Origin of the sequence: Pseudomonas sp. F8002 (assembly GCF_013385495.1) — a bacterium.
In the GTDB taxonomy this organism is placed as follows: Bacteria; Pseudomonadota; Gammaproteobacteria; order Pseudomonadales; family Pseudomonadaceae; genus Aquipseudomonas.
Genome location: NZ_JACAPW010000024.1, coordinates 1 through 16,441 on the forward strand (window position 1 = coordinate 1; position 16,441 = coordinate 16,441).

Genomic DNA, 16,441 nt, shown 5'->3' on the forward strand with positions numbered 1-16,441 from the left:
TTAAGGCGGTAGCCATCAATCACATAAACCTTATGGCCCATCCCGTGGGCCAAATTGACCGTATCCAGGTGATAGATATTGGTCGCCTCAATCGCGATGGCACTGTCCACGGGGAGAGATTTGAGCCACGCCCTCAGCTCGGTTTTGTTGTTGGGCACAATCTTCAATTCGTCTGCTTCAAAGTGACAGGCCACGACTTCAGCTTTAGCGACATCCACGCCGATGATTGATTGCAAGACAGTCATTGCCATGAAAAACGCTCCGGGTTAGGGTTATGGGCTTGTCGGGGCTTCACCGTTGCGCTGGCTTGCTTCTATCGTCGGTCATGGCCGATGCATTCCTTATCGGCGCTTTGGTGAAGGGGTGGGGCGAAGTCTCCCACGGTCTGTACTGGCTAGAGTCAGATGCTGGCTTTTAGTCCCACCACCCCTACAAGTCTAACCATACAAGCTGGCTTGCCTGCGATGGCGCCTTCAGAGCGGCGACATTTCCTGCGCTAACCCGAGGAACGCCGCCGGCAATCGGGCGCCCTTTCGCTCTTTGAGGCAGTACAAATACTCGGGAATCTGTGGCGCATTCTCGATGGTCAGCACGCGCAATTGCGGGTCGTGGGGCACTTCCTGGCGGGCAATGATGCTGATGCCGATATTGCGCAGCACTGCCTCACGGATCGATTCCCGGCTGCCGATCTCCAGCAACGGCCCGTAACTCACACCGGCGCCCTGCAACATCTCTTCAGTCAATCGACGGGTGGTCGACCCCGGCTCGCGCATCAGCAAGGTATGCCCGGCCAGCGCGGTCAGCGGTACATGTTCAAGTACAGCCAGCGGATGATTGCGATGCACCGCCAGCACCAGCGGGTCCATGCCCAGTACCCGCCGGATCAGGCGCGGGTCTTCAAGCAATTGGGACGAGGCGGCGACGTCTACGCGGTAGTCATCCAGCGCTTCCAGCACCTGCTGGGAGTTGCCGATCTCCACCGAAACCTCGACCTGCGGCAGTCGCTCGCGGAAGGTCTTGACCAGGTCGAGGATGTAATAAGGTGCCGTCGCGGCAATCCTCAAGGCCCCTTGTACCTGGCCACTGTTGCGCAGGAAAAACTCGATGTCCGCTTCCTGCTGCAACAGCGCCTTGACCATCGGCAACAGCCGCGCGCCTTCGTCGCTGACGGTCAGGCGGCGCCCGCCACGGTAGAACAACTCCACCGAGTACTGGCTTTCCAGGTGACGAATCTGGGTGGTCACCGTGGGCTGGCTGAGCCCGAGCTTTTTCGCCGCCTGGGTAATGCTGCCCAGGCGGGCGACCATGTAAAACGCCTTCAGCTCGGCACTCAGCACACCACCCTCTCATCGACTATTTGCGCAGCAGGCGCAGACCATTGAATACCACCAGCAGGCTCACGCCCATGTCGGCGAACACCGCCATCCACATGGTGGCCATCCCAAGGAAGGTCACCGCGAGAAAGATCGCCTTGATCACCAGGGCCAGGGCGATGTTCTGCTTGAGGATACTCGACGTTTGCCGCGACAGCCGAATGAATGCCGGAATCTTGCGCAGGTCGTCGTCCATCAGGGCCACGTCGGCGGTCTCGATGGCGGTGTCGGTACCCGCAGCAGCCATGGCAAACCCGATCTCGGAACGGGCCAGCGCCGGGGCGTCGTTGATGCCGTCGCCGACCATGCCGACCCGGTGGCCCTTGGCGTAGAGCGCTTCGATGGCTTGCAGTTTGTCGGTGGGCAACAGGTCGCCCTGGGCCTGGTCGATACCCACCTGATCGGCGATCGCCTTGGCCGTGTGGGTGTTGTCGCCGGTCAGCATCAGGGTCTTGATGCCCAGGTCATGCAACTGCTGGATGGCTTCGCGGCTGGTGTCCTTCACGGTGTCGGCCACGGCGAACAGCGCCAGCGGGCCGGACTTGTCCAGCAGCAGGACCACGGACTTGCCTTGTTTTTCCAGGGCGAAGAGCTTCTTCTCCAGGGCCGGCGAGCACAGGTTCAGCTCTTCCACCAGACGGTGGTTGCCCAGGTAATAGACCTCTCCATTGATCTCGCCCTTCACTCCGCGCCCGGTCAGGGCCTCGAAGTTATCCACAGTGTGCACGGTGAGGTTTTTGCCCACAGCCGCGTTGGCGATGGCCAGGGACACCGGGTGATCGGAGCGCCCGGCCAGGCTCGCGGCCAGGGCCGGTGCGCTGTCTTCCATGTTCGGGAACAGCGCCAGGTAATCGGTTTGCACCGGCTTGCCGTGGGTGATGGTGCCGGTCTTGTCGAGGGCCAGGTAGTCGAGTTTGTAGCCACCCTCCAGGTACACACCGCCCTTGATCAGGATGCCTTTGCGCGCCGCGGCGGCCAGGCCGCTGACGATGGTCACCGGGGTGGAAATCACCAGTGCACATGGGCACGCGACCACCAGCAATACCAGTGCGCGGTAGACCCATTCAAACCACACACCGCCCATGAACAGCGGTGGGATCAACGCCACACCCAGGGCAAAGATGAACACCGCCGGGGTGTAGACCTTGGCGAAGGTGTCGACAAAACGCTGGGTTGGCGCACGGGCGCCCTGGGCCTGTTCCACGGCGTGGATGATCCGCGCCAGGGTGGAGTTGTTGGCGGCTGCGGTGACTTTGTATTCCAGGGAGCCGGCCTGGTTGATGGTGCCGGCGAAGACTTTGTCGCCCACGGTCTTTTCGATCGGCAGGCTTTCACCGGTAATCGGCGCCTGGTCGATGGTGGACTGGCCGGAGGTGACTTCACCGTCCAGGCCAATGCGCTCGCCGGGACGAACCCGCACGATGGCGCCCAGTTCAATGACTTTAACCTCCTGTTCAACCCAACTGCCATCGGCCTGACGGACCGTGGCCTGTTCCGGCGTCATCTGCATCAAGCCGCTGATGGCGTTACGTGCGCGGTCCAGGGACTTGGCCTCGATCAACTCGGCCACGGTGAACAGGAACATCACCATCGCCGCTTCCGGCCACTGGCCGATCAGGATCGCGCCGGTGACGGCGATGCTCATCAGGGCGTTGATGTTCAGGTTGAGGTTTTTCAGGGCGATCCAGCCCTTTTTGTAGGTGGTGAGGCCGCCGCTGAAGATCGAGATCAGCGCGACCAGGGCAATCACCCACGTCGGGGCTGCGTTGGTGAAGTGAAGCACTTCAGCACCCAGCGCGCCCACGCCGGACACAGCCAGCGGCCACCAGTGCTTCTTCGCCGGCGGTTCCGCCGGGGCGACGCCCTCTTCGATGGGATCCGCCTGCATGCCCAGGGACTTGATGGCGTCGATGATCGGCGCGGTCGTCGGCAGGTCGTGAGTGACGCCGAGAATGCGGTTGATCAGGTTGAATTCCAGCTGCTGCACACCCGCAAGCTTGCCCAGTTTGTTCTGGATCAGCGTCTGCTCGGTGGGGCAGTCCATGGCTTCGATGCGGAAGGTGCTCAGCCGCGAGCCCGCTGTCGGGGCTTCGGTCAGCTTCACCAGCGCCGGCGCGGCCTTGCTGGAACAGCAGGAATCGCCATGGCTGCCATGGTCGTGCTTCTGCACAGGTTTCAGCTTGGGGCCGTGATCGTGCGCGTGGTCATGATCATGGTCGTGCTTGTGCGGGGTGTGGATGGAATCGCTCATTCTGTCGCGTCCGTAAAGGTGCCTGTTGCCAAGTAAAGACCCTGTAGCCACTATAGGGTCAAGCATCCTTTTGGAGATTGCTGCGATGAAGATCGGCGAATTGGCAAAATTGACGGATTGCCAGGTGGAAACCATCCGTTATTACGAGAAAGAAGGCCTGCTGCCGCCGCCTGCGCGCAGCGATGGAAACTACCGCCTGTACACCCAGGCGCACACTGAGCGGCTGGTGTTTATCCGCAACTGCCGCAGCCTGGACATGACCCTTGAGGAAATTCGCAGCCTGCTGGGCCTGCGTGACAGTCCTCAGGACCAGTGCGAAAGCGTGAATGCATTGATTGACGAGCACATCCACCACGTGAAGGCGCGGATCGACGGGCTGCTGGCGTTGCAGGAACAGTTGCTCGACCTGCGCCAGCGCTGCGGCGGCGGGCCGGATCTGGATCAGTGCGGGATTTTGCAGCGGCTGGAAGTCAGCGGGAGTGTCGCGGCCAGCGAGGCTGAGCCCTCACATGTGGGCAGAAGCCACGGGCATTGAATGTGTACACAAAAAAATGTGGAAGCGGGCTTGCTCGCGAAAGCGGAGTGTCAGCCACTGAATGTGTTTCTGATACACCGCATTCGCGAGCAAGCCCGCTCCCACATTTGGACCGAGATCGCTTTTAGATCGCTACATCGGCCTTGATGCTCGGATCAGCGTCATAGCCCACGATTTCAAAGTCTTCGAATTTGTAATCGTAGATCGACGCGGGTTTGCGCTTGATCACCAGTTCCGGCAGCTTCTTCGGCGTGCGCGCCAACTGGGTCTGGATCTGTTCCATATGGTTGCTGTAGGCATGGGTGTCGCCCGTGGTGACGATGATCTCGTGAGGGATCAGGTCGCACTGCTGGGCCAGCATATGGGTGAGCAACGCCAGGGCAGCGGTGTTGTACGGCAGGCCGAGGAATACATCGGAGCTGCGGATGTACAACTGCATCGACAGATGACCGTCATGCACAAACGCCTGGTACAGCAAGTGGCAAGGTGGCAGCGCTTGCTTGCCGTCCCGGGCGTTCTGCTGCGGGCTTTTGGTCTCGTCCGGCAGGTACTCGACGTTCCAGCCGTGGAACAGGATGCGACGGCTGTTGGGGTTGGTCTTCAGCGTCTCGACCATGTAGTCGATCTGGTTGATCTTGCCGCCGTCCTTGGTGGGCCAGGCGGTCCACTGCTCGCCGTACACCGGGCCCAGGTCGCCGTCTTCGGTGGCCCATTCGTCCCAGATCTTTACGCCATTCTCGTTCAGCCACTTGATGTTGGTGTTGCCACTCAACATCCAGATCAATTCATTGGCGATGCTTTTGAAGTGAAGCTTCTTGGTGGTCAGCAGCGGGAAGCCGTCGGCCAAGCTATGCCGAAACTGACGGGCAAACACGGCCTTGGTGCCGGTGCCGGTGCGGTCGCCCTTGGTCAGGCCATTGGTCACGACATCGTTCAGTAGTTCGAGATATTGCTTCATGTGTATACCTGTATCGTTGAAGCCGGGACCCTCGGGTCCCGGCGTTCGAATTTAAAGCGCGGTGTTCTTGATGCCTTGCGGGCGATTGTAAGCCCACCACAGCAGGCCCAGGCCGGCGATGATCATCGGCAGGCTGAGAATCTGACCCATGGTCACCCAGCCCCACGCCAGGTAGCCCAGTTGCGCATCCGGCACCCGTACGAACTCGACGATAAAGCGGAAGATCCCGTAGAACAACGCGAACATCCCCGAAACGGCCATGGTCGGGCGTGGCTTGCGCGAGAAGATGTAGAGGATCAGGAACAGCGCCACGCCTTCCAGGGCGAACTGGTACAGCTGCGAGGGGTGGCGCGGCAATTGCGCCGGGTCGCTGAACGGCGGGAACACCATGGCCCACGGCACGTCACTCGGCTTGCCCCACAGTTCGGCGTTGATGAAGTTGCCGATGCGCCCGGCACCCAGGCCAATCGGCACGAACGGTGCGACGAAGTCCATCAACTGGAAGAACGACTTGCCGTTACGCCGGCCAAACCACCAGGCGGCGATCATCACTCCCACAAACCCGCCGTGGAACGCCATGCCGCCCTTCCACACCTCGAAGATCAGCGTCGGGTTGGCGATGTAGGCTGGCAGGTCGTAGAACAGCACATAACCCAGGCGTCCGCCGACGATGACCCCCATCGACATCCAGAACACCATGTCGGAGAGCTTCTCCTTGGTCCAGGTCGGGTCGAAACGGTTCAGGCGCCGGGAAGCCAGCAGCCAGGCACCGCCGATGCCGATCAGGTACATCAACCCGTACCAGTGGATTTGCAGCGGACCGATGGCCACGGCCACCGGGTTGATCTGCGGGTAAGGCAGCATTGCGACTCCTCGTTAAATCAATAGTCATGGCGCATCGGACCATGCCGGTGCGCGATTAAGCCTGCGTTACAGCAAAAAATTCAGCCCTACGCAGAACAGCAGCCCGGCGAACAGCCGCTTGAGCAAGCGCGGCGACAACCGGTGCGCCAGGCGCGCGCCAAAACGGGCCGCCACCATACTGGTCAGGGCGATGCCCAACAGCGCCGGCAAGTACACAAAGCCGAGACTATGATCGGGCAGCAGCGGATCATGCCAGCCCAGAATCATGAAACTTAACGCACTGGCCAGGGCGATCGGCAAGCCGCAGGCCGACGAAGTGGCCACTGCCTGCTGCATCGGCACGCTGCGCCAGGTCAGGAACGGCACGGTCAACGAACCGCCGCCGGTGCCGAAAATCGCCGACGACCAGCCAATCACGCCGCCCGCCAGGGTCAGGCCAAGCTTGCCCGGCACCTGGCGGCTGGCCTTGGGCTTGAGCTCCAGGGTCATCTGCACGGCGATCACCAGGGCGAACACACCGATGATCTTCTGTAGATGCGGCCCGGAGATCGCCTCGGCGGTCAGCGCGCCAACGCCCGCGCCCAGCAGGATACCCACGGCCATCCATACGAAGATCGGCCAGCGCACGGCGCCGCGCCGATGATGCTCACGCACCGCATTCACCGACGTGAAGATAATAGACGCCAGGGACGTGCCGACAGCGAGGTGGGTCAGCACCGCGGGATCGAAGCCCTGCAAGGTGAAGCTGAACACCAGCACCGGCACAATAATGATGCCGCCGCCCACGCCGAACAGCCCGGCGAGCATGCCCGCGCAGGATCCCAGCAGCAAATACAGCAGAAATTCCATGGGAGCCCCCGAAAACAGACCGGCATGTTAACGGATGCAAAGCACAGGGTTCTATGGGTAGAGTGGGCAAAACACAAAGGGATCGCCTTATGTGCCTGATTGTTTTCGCCTGGCGGCCGGGCCACGCCCAGCCGCTGATCGTCGCGGCCAACCGTGATGAATTTTATGCCCGGCCCAGTTTGCCGTTGGCCCAGTGGCTGGATGCGCCCCATGTTTACGCGGGCAGGGACCAGGAAGCGGGCGGGACCTGGCTGGGAGTTGGCGCAGAGGGGCGCTTTGCGGCGCTGACCAATATCCGTGACCCGCACCAGCCGCCGGCGCGCAAGTCGCGGGGTGAGTTGGTGGCGCGCTTTCTCAGCGGTTCGCTGTCGATTGACGACTATTTGGCCGACGTTAATGGCAGATCGATTGAATATGCCGGGTTTAACCTGCTGGTTGGGACGCGGGACGAGCTTTGGCATTACAACGCCAAGGAATCTGCGCCGACACCATTGGTGGCGGGGGTTTATGGGTTATCCAATGCAGGGCTGGATACGCCGTGGCCGAAGTTGTTGAAGGCCAAGGCGGCGCTGACAGAAGTGCTGGACGATCCGCAGCCTGAAGCCTTGCTGGGGATTTTGAGCGACCCGCAGACCGCGCCGTTTGCTGACTTGCCGGACACCGGCGTGGGCTTGGCGACGGAGAGTTTGCTGTCGAGTGTGTTTATTGCCAGTCCCAGTTACGGGACGCGGGCGAGTACGGCGTTGATTGTGAATGCCGACGGGACGCGGCATATCGTGGAGCGCAGTTTTGGACCCCATGGCGGCAGGCTGGGCGAGGTGGAACTGAAAATTTAGCAGTGACTGGAGAGGCCTCATCGCGGGCAAGCCCGGCTCCCACAGGGAAATGCATTCCAAATGTGGGAGCTGGCTTGCCTGCGATGAAGGCGCCTCGGGTTAGAGGCTCTTTGCAGACGCCGGGTTGATCATCCGCGCCAACCCAAGGTTCTTCAGCGCCAATTGCAGCGAGCTGTGGATAACTTGCGGGTTGTCGATAGTCATCAACTCCGCCAGCAGCTCCTTGGCCCGGCTCAGGTTGATCTGGCGCAGCATCCATTTCACCTTCGGCAAGTTGGTGGCGTTCATCGACAGGCTGTCAAAGCCCATCGCCATCAACAGTACGGCCGCCGCCGGGTCACCGGCCATCTCGCCGCAGATACTCACCTGCTTGCCTTCGGCATGGGCGTCGCGCACCACGTTCTGCAAGGCTTGCAGCACCGCCGGGTGCAGGTAGTCGTAGAGGTCGGCCACCCGCGGGTTGTTGCGGTCCACGGCCAGCAGGTACTGGGTCAGGTCGTTGGAGCCCACCGACAGGAAGTCCACCTGCCGCGCCAGCTCTTTAGCCTGGTACACCGCCGCCGGAATCTCGATCATCACGCCAATCGGCGGCATCGGCACGTCGGCGCCTTCGTCGCGCACTTCGCCCCAGGCCCGGTGGATCAGGTGCAGGGCTTCTTCCAGCTCGTGGGTGCCGGAGATCATCGGGAGCAGGATGCGCAGGTTGTTCAGGCCTTCGCTGGCCTTGAGCATCGCGCGGGTCTGGACGAGGAAGATTTCAGGATGGTCGAGGGTAACGCGAATACCGCGCCAACCAAGGAAGGGGTTGTCTTCCTTGATGGGGAAATACGACAGTGACTTGTCGCCGCCAATGTCAAGGCTGCGCATGGTCACCGGTAACGGATGGAAGGCGGACAATTGCTCGCGATAAATCGCCAGCTGCTCCTTCTCACTCGGAAAACGCTGGTTGATCATGAACGGCACTTCGGTGCGGTACAGGCCCACCCCTTCGGCGCCGCGCTGTTGTGCACGTGCCACGTCCGCCAGCAGGCCGGTGTTGACCAGCAGCGGTACGCGGTGGCCGTCTAGGGTCACGCAGGGCAGTTCCCGCAGGGCGTCGAGGCCCTGGGACAGCTGGCGTTCTTCTTCCACCACTTCGGCGTATTGCTTGCGCAACACTTCGCTGGGGTTGGTGTAGACCTCGCCGTGGTAGCCGTCGACGATCATTTCGATGCCGTCGACCTTGGAATACGGCAGGTCCACCAGACCCATCACCGTCGGAATGCCCATGGCCCGAGCCAGGATCGCGACGTGGGAGTTGCCCGAACCCAGTACCGAGACCAGGCCCACCAGTTTGCCTTCCGGCACTTCGCCGAGCATGGTGGCGGTCAGTTCTTCACTGATCAGGATGGTGTTGTCGGGGTACACCAACGTGGTCGAGCGCTCTTCCTGCAGGTAGGCCAGCAGACGGCGACCGAGGTCCTTCACGTCCGAGGCGCGCTCGCGCAGGTAGGCGTCGTCCATCAATTCAAAACGGTTGACGTGATCGGTGACCACCTGGCGCAGCGCGCCCTGGGCCCACTGGCCGGTCTTGATCACGTCCTTGACTTCGCTGCCCAGGGACGCGTCGTCGAGCATCATCAGGTACACGTCGAACAACGCCCGCTCTTCAGGCCGCAGCTGGGTGGCCAGCTTGGTCGAGAGGGTGCGCATGTCATTGCGTACGCCTTCGAGGGCGGTCTTGAACAGGATGATTTCAGCGTCGATGTCGGTGACGGTCTTGTCCGGCACCACGTCCAGGTCGGCGGGCGGCAGCATGACCACGGCGGTACCGACAGCCGCACCCGGCGAACCCGGCACGCCGACGAACTTGGCTTCCTGGATGCCCTTGCCCTGGCGCCCAAGGCCGCGAATCGAACCGGTGGCCTCGGCGTGGGCGATAACCCCGGCGAGCTGCGCGCTCATGGTCACGAGGAAGGCTTCTTCACCTTCGTCGAACTGGCGGCGTTCTTTCTGCTGGATGACCAACACGCCGACAACGCGGCGGTGGTGAATGATCGGCGCACCGAGGAACGAGGCGTAGCGCTCTTCACCGGTTTCGGCAAAGTAGCGATAACGCGGGTGATCGGCCGCGTTTTCGAGGTTCAGGGGTTCTTCACGCGTCCCCACCAGGCCCACCAGACCTTCATTGGGCGCCATGCTGACCTTGCCGATGGAGCGCTTGTTCAAGCCCTCGGTGGCCATCAGGACAAAACGGTTGGTCTCGGGGTCCAGCAGGTAAACCGAGCAGACCTGGCTGCCCATGGCTTCCTTGACGCGCAACACAATAATCCCCAACGCCGCCTTGAGATCCTTGGCGGAGTTAACTTCCTGGACGATCTTGCGCAGCGTATTGAGCATGGCTCGGGGTCGAACTCCGTCGTCAGTCGCGCGCTAAAAGGCGCGGGGCAAGCTCTTTAAGAGCGCGACGATAAACCTCGCGCTTGAATGTCACCACCTGGCCCAACGGATACCAATAACTGACCCAGCGCCAGCCATCGAACTCCGGTTTACCGGTCAAATCCATCCGCACCCGCTGCTCGTTGGAGATCAGGCGCAGGAGAAACCATTTCTGTTTCTGGCCGATGCACAGCGGTTGGCTGTGGGTACGCACCAGACGTTGCGGCAAACGATAGCGCAACCAGCCTCGGGTGCAGGCCAGAATTTGCACATCTTCACGTTCAAGGCCTACTTCTTCGTTCAACTCACGGTACAAGGCGTCTTCAGGGGTTTCGTCGGGGTTGATTCCGCCTTGAGGAAACTGCCAGGCATCTTGGTTGATACGGCGAGCCCATAGCACCTGTCCGGCATCATTCGTAAGAATAATCCCGACATTAGGACGGAAACCATCGGGGTCGATCACGGCAACAACCTCGCAAACGCATGTCACCGCATTGTTCCACAAAGATTGATACAGCGGCAACGAGGCTGCTTACCTTATGTGCACTCTTGTGAAAAGACCGTATTCTGGACGCCTTTTTACAGACTTTTCAGCGAGTAACTGCAATGCGCCTGGCTTTATTCGACTTGGACAACACGCTTTTGGGGGGTGACAGCGATCACGCCTGGGGCGATTACCTCTGTGAACGCGGGATTCTCGACGCGGTGGCCTACAAGGCCCGCAATGATGAGTTCTACCAGGACTACCTGGCCGGCAAGCTGGATAACGCCGAGTACCTGAACTTCTGCCTGGAAATCCTCGGCCGCACCGAGATGGCCCAGCTGGATGAATGGCATCGCGACTACATGCGCGACTGCATCGAGCCGATCATGCTGCCCAAGGCGGTTGAGTTGCTGGCCAAGCACCGGGCGGCGGGCGACAAGCTGGTGATCATCACCGCGACCAACCGTTTTGTGACTGCGCCGATTGCCGAGCGGTTGGGGGTTGAAACCCTGATTGCGACGGAATGCGAGATGCAGGATGGCCGTTACACCGGGCGCAGTACGGATATCCCGTGCTTTCGCGAGGGCAAGGTGACGCGCTTGAATCGCTGGCTGGAAGAGACCGGGTACAACCTGGAGGACAGCTACTTCTATAGCGATTCGATGAATGACCTGCCGCTGTTGGAGCAGGTGACGCATGCAGTGGCGGTGGATCCGGATCCGAATCTGCGGGCTGAAGCCGAGAAGCGTGGCTGGCCGGTGATCACCCTGCGCGGCTGATAAAGCTTTCGCGAGCAAGCCCGCTCCCACATTTGCTCGAGTTCCACCTTTGGAATGCAGTCAAATGTGGGAGCGGGCTTGCTCGCGAATGGAGGCAACTCGGTCTCAAGCCTTAAACCGGCTTGGCACCCATCAACCCGGCAATCGCCACAAACCCCACCAGGCTCACCACCGCCAGCGCCACGGTAAAGTTCAAACTCCCCGCCCCGCCCAACCGCAGCCGATTAAGCCGCACCACCAGCCAGAACCAGCTCAGCGCCGCCACGGTGTAGATCACGCTGGAACCCAGGATCCAGGTTTGCCCCAGCGGCCAGCCGATCAGGTGCGCCAGCCACCAGCCGGTGAACGGCATGCTCACCACGCAAATGCCCATCAACAACCACACAAACACCCACGGCCGCTGCACGGTATAGGCCGGCCCCGCGCTGCGTTTGCGCCAGGCCAGCACTGCCAGGGCGAGGCCGCTGAGCAGCAGCAACACCGTGGCCGCGATGTGGATAACTTTAAGGGTGGTCAGCGTTTCCATGTTCTCGATTCCTTGAAGGCCGCCCAGTCAGCGTAGTCGCTCAACCGAGGAACAGCTGGTAGGCCGGGTTATCACTTTCATCCCAGTACGGGTAGCCAATGGCCTCCAGCGCCGCCGGCACCAGGTGACGCTCGTCCGCCGGTACTTGCAGGCCCGCCACCACGCGCCCATCGGCGGCGCCGTGGTTGCGATAGTGGAACATCGAGATGTTCCAGCGCCCGCCCAATTTGTTAAGGAAGTTGAACAGTGCCCCCGGACGTTCCGGGAATTCGAAGCGGAACACCACCTCGTCGCTGACGTGCGCCGCATGGCCGCCGACCATATGGCGGATGTGCAGCTTGGCCAGTTCGTTTTCCGTCAGGTCCAGCACCGGGAAACCCTGGCTGGTGAGGCTGGCGATCAGCGCGCTGCGCGGGTCGTTTTCCGGGTGGGTCTGCACGCCGACAAAAATGTGCGCCTCGCGCCCGGAGTGGTAGCGGTAGTTGAATTCGGTGATCTGGCGCTTGCCCACGGCTTCGCAAAAGGCCTTGAAGCTGCCCGGTTTCTCGGGGATGGTCACGGCGATGATGGCTTCGCGGCCTTCCCCCAGCTCGGCGCGCTCGGCCACATGGCGCAGGCGGTCGAAGTTGACGTTGGCCCCGGAATCGATGGCCACCAGGGTTTGCCCGGTGATGCCACGGGTCTCGACGTATTTCTTGATACCCGCCACGCCCAGGGCGCCGGCGGGCTCTGTGATGGAGCGGGTGTCGTCGTAGATGTCCTTGATCGCCGCGCAGATTTCATCGGTGCTGACGGTAATCACTTCATCCACGTAATCCTTGCAGATGTCGAAGGTGTGCTGGCCGATCTGCGCCACCGCCACGCCGTCGGCGAAGATGCCCACGGTCGGCAGTACCACGCGCTCGCCCGCCGCCATGGCGGCTTGCAGGCAGTTGGAGTCGTCCGGCTCGACGCCGATGATCTTGATCTCGGGCCGCAGGTATTTCACGTAGGCCGCGATACCGGCAATCAGGCCGCCACCGCCCACCGGGACGAAAATCGCGTCCAACGGCCCCGGGTGCTGGCGCAGGATCTCCATCGCCACGGTGCCCTGCCCGGCAATGGTGTGCGGATCATCGTAGGGGTGAATGTAGACGTAGCCTTTTTCGTCGACCAGCTTCAGCGAATACGCCAGGGCTTCCGGGAAAGAATCCCCGTGCAGCACCACTTTGCCGCCACGGGAACGCACGCCTTCGACCTTGATCTCGGGGGTGGTCTTGGGCATCACGATGGTGGCCTTGACCCCCAGCACCTTGGCCGCCAGGGCCAGGCCCTGGGCATGATTGCCCGCCGAAGCGGTGACTACGCCGCGCGCACGTTCTTCGGCGCTCAGTTGGGTCAGCTTGTTGTAGGCACCGCGAATCTTGAACGAGAACACCGGCTGCAAGTCTTCGCGCTTGAGCCAGACCTTGTTGCCCAGCCGCTCGGAGAGCTGGCGGGCGGTCTGCAGCGGGGTTTCTACGGCAACGTCGTAAACGCGCGAGGTGAGGATCTTTTTGACGTACTGTTCAAGCATCGGAAAGCATCACTGGGCGGGTTGGGCAGGGCCAAGGAGTCTAACCCAGCGTTTGGCCGGGCGACCACACGAAAACCGAGGTTTTGTTGGGTTATACTCGCGCCCCTCTTTACTCCCCGCCCGTTCCGGAGCCCGCATGACCCAGGATCAACTCAAACAGGCAGTGGCCCAGGCCGCCGTCGATTTAATCCTTCCTAAACTCGACGATAAAAGCATCGTCGGTGTCGGCACCGGTTCCACCGCCAACTGCTTTATCGATGCGCTGGCCCTGCACAAGGGTGCGTTCGACGGCGCGGTTGCCAGCTCCGAAGCCACCGCTGCGCGGCTCAAGGGCCACGGTATTCCGGTGTACGAGCTGAACACCGTCAGCGACCTGGAGTTCTATGTCGACGGCGCCGATGAAAGCGACGCACACCTGAACCTGATCAAGGGCGGCGGCGCAGCCCTGACCCGCGAGAAGATCGTCGCGGCCGTGGCCAAGACCTTCATCTGCATCGCCGACGCCAGCAAACTGGTGCCGGTACTCGGCGCGTTCCCGCTGCCGGTGGAAGTGATCCCGATGGCCCGCAGCCACGTGGCCCGCGAACTGGTGAAACTGGGCGGCGACCCGGTGTACCGCGAAGGCGTGCTGACCGACAACGGCAACATCATCATCGACGTGTTCAACATGCAGATCACCAACCCGGTGGAACTGGAGCGCCAGATCAACGCGATCGTCGGCGTCGTCACCAACGGTTTGTTTGCGGCCCGTCCGGCTGACGTATTGCTGCTGGGCACCGCGGAAGGCGTGAAAACCCTTAAGGCATAAAAGCACCACAGGCCCAGTGTGGGAGCTGGCTTGCCTGCGATGGCATCGCCCCGGTACTACTGAAAGACCGCGTCGCCTGCATCGCAGGCAAGCCAGCTCCCACATTCGATCCTCGCCATGGCTGGGATCGGGTTCATTTCTTGAACACATAGAACAAGTTGGGCTCACTGACCATGTACAACGTGCCGTCGTTGTCCATGGCGATCCCCTCGGCCTGAGGCACGCGCTGCTTCAGGCCATGGCGCCCCTTGAGCAGCGACAGGCTGCTCAGGGGGCGACCGTCGATATCCAGTTCCAGCACCAAAAATGACTCATCCGACAGCGCCAGCAGATGACCGCTACGCTCGTCGTATTGCAGGCTCGACAGGTCGCGCACAAACAACCCGGCATCGCGCTTGGGGTTGTTGATCACGTGCACCGAGTAGGTTTTTTCCGGTTTGAAATGCGGAAAGCCGTGGACCTCGTAGATCAGCATCGGGTCGCGTTCCTTGGCCACAAACAGGCGCTTGCCCACCGAGTCATAGGCCAGGCCTTCGAAGCCCTTGTTGCCGCCCAGGTGCACGCCGAGGGTCATTTGCTCGGCGTCGGCGGCATCGAGGAATTGGGTGTCGTCATCCACATGGACCTTGATCAGCCGCTGCTGGCGTTCGTCGCTGATCACGTAGGTGTTGTCGCTGATGTACTCCACGGCCTCGGCATCGCCAAACCCCACCAGCGCAATGCGCCGCAGGATTTTGCCGTCCAGGGACAGTTCGACCAGCTCAGCGTTCTTGTTGGTCACGGTAAACAGGCTGTTGCGCACCGGATCAAAGGTCAGTGCCGAGACATCATCGTTGAGGCCGTCGATCACCTGGGCCTCCAGGGCCACCCGGTAATCGCCAAGGCCAATGGAGTGTTCCCCGGCGGGATTGCGCCAGGATTGCCAGTTGAACCAGGCACGCTCGAACAGACGCAATTGCTGGGCAACCACACCGCACGCCACCAGGGCGATCAGGATCAGGATAAAAAAAGCAGGTTTGGGGCGGGCAAGTCGACGCATCGGGCGGGGCTCAGAGTAAAAACTGGCGAATGAATATCACGGTCGCCTGAATTTAAACTTAAACGCCCCGGGTGTCTGGCTTATGCCGCAGATAGAGAAAAATCTGACGTAATCGAACTACTGCGCCTGCTTCTCGAAGCGATAGAACAGGTTCGGCTCGCTGACCATATACAGCGTGCCGTTCTCGTCCATGGTCACGCCTTCGGCACGCGGGATGGTGTTCTTCAAGCCATTGAAGCCGCCGAGCAAGGTCATGAAGCTGACCTGCTCGCCCTTCTCGTCCAGTTCCAGCAACAGATGGGAGTCCGCCGACAGCGCCAGCAGGTGGCCGGTACGCGGGTCGACGGTCAGCGCCGACAGGTTGCGCATGTCCAGTTCAGTGCTGGCGAGCTTTTGCTTGGCGCCGGTGAGGGTCTGGCTGCCGTCGCTTTTCCAGGTGAACAGGGCCGGTGGGCGTTCTTCGCCGAGAATCAGCTGTTGGTTGCGCTTGTCCCAGGTCACCGCCTCAAAGGCTTTGTTCTGGTCCTTGGACGGGCCCAGGTCATAGGACGGGAAGTCGGCTTTGTTCAACTGCTGGGTCTGTGGGTCGACCTTGACGATGGTCAGGCTGTGCTGGCGCTCATCGACCACGGCCATCAGGCCGTTTTCCATCATGGTCACGCCTTCCGGGTTGTTCCAGCCGTTGAGCGGCATCTTGCGCAGCACGTCGCCTTGCAGGGTCAGTTCAACCAGGAACGGGTTCTTGCCCATCACCGAGAACAGGGTCTTGGTCAGCGGGTTATAGGCGAGGTCCGAGGCTTCGTCCTTCTCCATGCCGGGCAGCAGCTTGGCGTCGATCACCGCGTGGTAGTCCGGGAGCCAGACGCTTTCCAGGCGCTCGGCCGGGGTTTCGAAACCCTCCGCCAGCCACAACACGCCACGGTCGTCCCAGTGCATCGCCCAGGCCACGCCGTAAATGATCGCGCCGGCGAGGAACAGCCAGGAATACCAGCGCATGGCAAGGCGTGAACGCAACGTGGGTTTTACAGAGGGGAGAGGCACGGCCATTACGCTTTCCAGAAAGTCAGCTTTAGGGGATAGCACAGGATCACAAGGTCCGCGCGCAGGAGGCTGAGGATTATCCGGATGGGGTGTGAAAAAAATGCAAAAACCGATGTTTCAGGCAA

15 protein-coding genes and 1 pseudogene are annotated in these 16,441 nt (G+C 61.4%); 4 read left to right on the forward strand and 12 right to left on the reverse strand.

Going from position 1 to position 16,441, the window contains the following annotated elements; genetic code table 11:
• From HX811_RS17875 to HX811_RS17885, 3 genes and pseudogenes are all read right to left on the reverse strand, one after another.
• Positions 1 to 251 (reverse strand): annotated as a pseudogene (locus HX811_RS17875) (IS110 family transposase); the annotation flags it as partial.
• Between the two features lie 222 nt (positions 252 to 473).
• Complete coding sequence (locus HX811_RS17880; RefSeq protein ID WP_008438952.1) at positions 474 to 1,337, reverse strand: LysR family transcriptional regulator; 864 nt, start codon at positions 1,335 to 1,337, stop codon at positions 474 to 476.
• A gap of 16 nt (positions 1,338 to 1,353) precedes the next feature.
• Positions 1,354 to 3,624 (reverse strand): heavy metal translocating P-type ATPase, encoded by a 2,271-nt coding sequence (locus HX811_RS17885; protein WP_177046767.1) that lies wholly within the window; start codon positions 3,622 to 3,624, stop codon positions 1,354 to 1,356.
• Positions 3,625 to 3,709: 85 nt separating this feature from the next.
• On the opposite strand from HX811_RS17885, the gene cadR reads away from it, so the two are divergent.
• A complete protein-coding gene (gene cadR, locus HX811_RS17890) occupies positions 3,710 to 4,159 on the forward strand; it encodes a Cd(II)/Pb(II)-responsive transcriptional regulator (protein ID WP_017476559.1) in 450 nt (149 codons plus the stop codon).
• Positions 4,160 to 4,283: 124 nt separating this feature from the next.
• Here the strand turns inward: cadR and HX811_RS17895 are convergent, their stop codons facing one another.
• From HX811_RS17895 to HX811_RS17905, 3 genes are all read right to left on the reverse strand, one after another.
• Positions 4,284 to 5,117, reverse strand: a complete 834-nt coding sequence (locus HX811_RS17895; RefSeq protein WP_008438950.1) for a thymidylate synthase — start codon at positions 5,115 to 5,117, stop codon at positions 4,284 to 4,286.
• A gap of 51 nt (positions 5,118 to 5,168) precedes the next feature.
• Entirely contained in the window at positions 5,169 to 5,981 is an 813-nt protein-coding gene (gene lgt / locus HX811_RS17900) for a prolipoprotein diacylglyceryl transferase (protein WP_010167785.1), read from the reverse strand.
• Positions 5,982 to 6,047: 66 nt separating this feature from the next.
• Entirely contained in the window at positions 6,048 to 6,830 is a 783-nt protein-coding gene (locus HX811_RS17905; RefSeq protein WP_003213825.1) for a sulfite exporter TauE/SafE family protein, read from the reverse strand.
• 89 nt (positions 6,831 to 6,919) lie between these two features.
• Here HX811_RS17905 and HX811_RS17910 point away from each other — a divergent pair, with 89 nt between their 5' ends.
• Positions 6,920 to 7,666: an NRDE family protein gene (locus tag HX811_RS17910; RefSeq protein WP_177046769.1), complete on the forward strand. Its 747-nt coding sequence runs from the start codon at positions 6,920 to 6,922 to the stop codon at positions 7,664 to 7,666.
• Between the two features lie 99 nt (positions 7,667 to 7,765).
• Here the strand turns inward: HX811_RS17910 and ptsP are convergent, their stop codons facing one another.
• Together ptsP and HX811_RS17920 are read right to left on the reverse strand one after the other, a co-directional pair.
• Positions 7,766 to 10,045 carry a phosphoenolpyruvate--protein phosphotransferase gene (gene ptsP / locus HX811_RS17915; protein ID WP_003213828.1) on the reverse strand — a complete coding sequence of 760 codons (2,280 nt, stop codon included), beginning with the start codon at positions 10,043 to 10,045 and terminating at the stop codon, positions 7,766 to 7,768.
• 22 nt (positions 10,046 to 10,067) lie between these two features.
• Positions 10,068 to 10,547, reverse strand: coding sequence for an RNA pyrophosphohydrolase (locus HX811_RS17920; protein ID WP_003176750.1), 480 nt, complete (start codon positions 10,545 to 10,547; stop codon positions 10,068 to 10,070).
• 143 nt (positions 10,548 to 10,690) lie between these two features.
• On the opposite strand from HX811_RS17920, the gene HX811_RS17925 reads away from it, so the two are divergent.
• The gene (locus HX811_RS17925; RefSeq protein WP_177046771.1) at positions 10,691 to 11,347 is read left to right on the forward strand and encodes an HAD family phosphatase; all 657 of its coding nucleotides are present in this window, start codon (positions 10,691 to 10,693) and stop codon (positions 11,345 to 11,347) included.
• Positions 11,348 to 11,459: 112 nt separating this feature from the next.
• Here the strand turns inward: HX811_RS17925 and HX811_RS17930 are convergent, their stop codons facing one another.
• Positions 11,460 to 11,873, reverse strand: a complete 414-nt coding sequence (locus tag HX811_RS17930; protein WP_102370118.1) for a DUF2269 family protein — start codon at positions 11,871 to 11,873, stop codon at positions 11,460 to 11,462.
• Positions 11,874 to 11,913: 40 nt separating this feature from the next.
• Positions 11,914 to 13,428 carry a threonine ammonia-lyase, biosynthetic gene (gene ilvA / locus HX811_RS17935; protein WP_003213834.1) on the reverse strand — a complete coding sequence of 505 codons (1,515 nt, stop codon included), beginning with the start codon at positions 13,426 to 13,428 and terminating at the stop codon, positions 11,914 to 11,916.
• A gap of 136 nt (positions 13,429 to 13,564) precedes the next feature.
• Between ilvA and rpiA the strand changes: the two genes are divergently transcribed.
• Complete coding sequence (gene rpiA / locus HX811_RS17940) at positions 13,565 to 14,236, forward strand: ribose-5-phosphate isomerase RpiA (RefSeq protein WP_003213836.1); 672 nt, start codon at positions 13,565 to 13,567, stop codon at positions 14,234 to 14,236.
• Between the two features lie 133 nt (positions 14,237 to 14,369).
• Here the strand turns inward: rpiA and HX811_RS17945 are convergent, their stop codons facing one another.
• Together HX811_RS17945 and HX811_RS17950 are read right to left on the reverse strand one after the other, a co-directional pair.
• Positions 14,370 to 15,275 carry an SdiA-regulated domain-containing protein gene (locus HX811_RS17945; protein ID WP_177046773.1) on the reverse strand — a complete coding sequence of 302 codons (906 nt, stop codon included), beginning with the start codon at positions 15,273 to 15,275 and terminating at the stop codon, positions 14,370 to 14,372.
• A gap of 117 nt (positions 15,276 to 15,392) precedes the next feature.
• Positions 15,393 to 16,322: an SdiA-regulated domain-containing protein gene (locus tag HX811_RS17950; RefSeq protein ID WP_177020261.1), complete on the reverse strand. Its 930-nt coding sequence runs from the start codon at positions 16,320 to 16,322 to the stop codon at positions 15,393 to 15,395.
• Between the last annotated feature and the right edge of the window lie 119 nt (positions 16,323 to 16,441).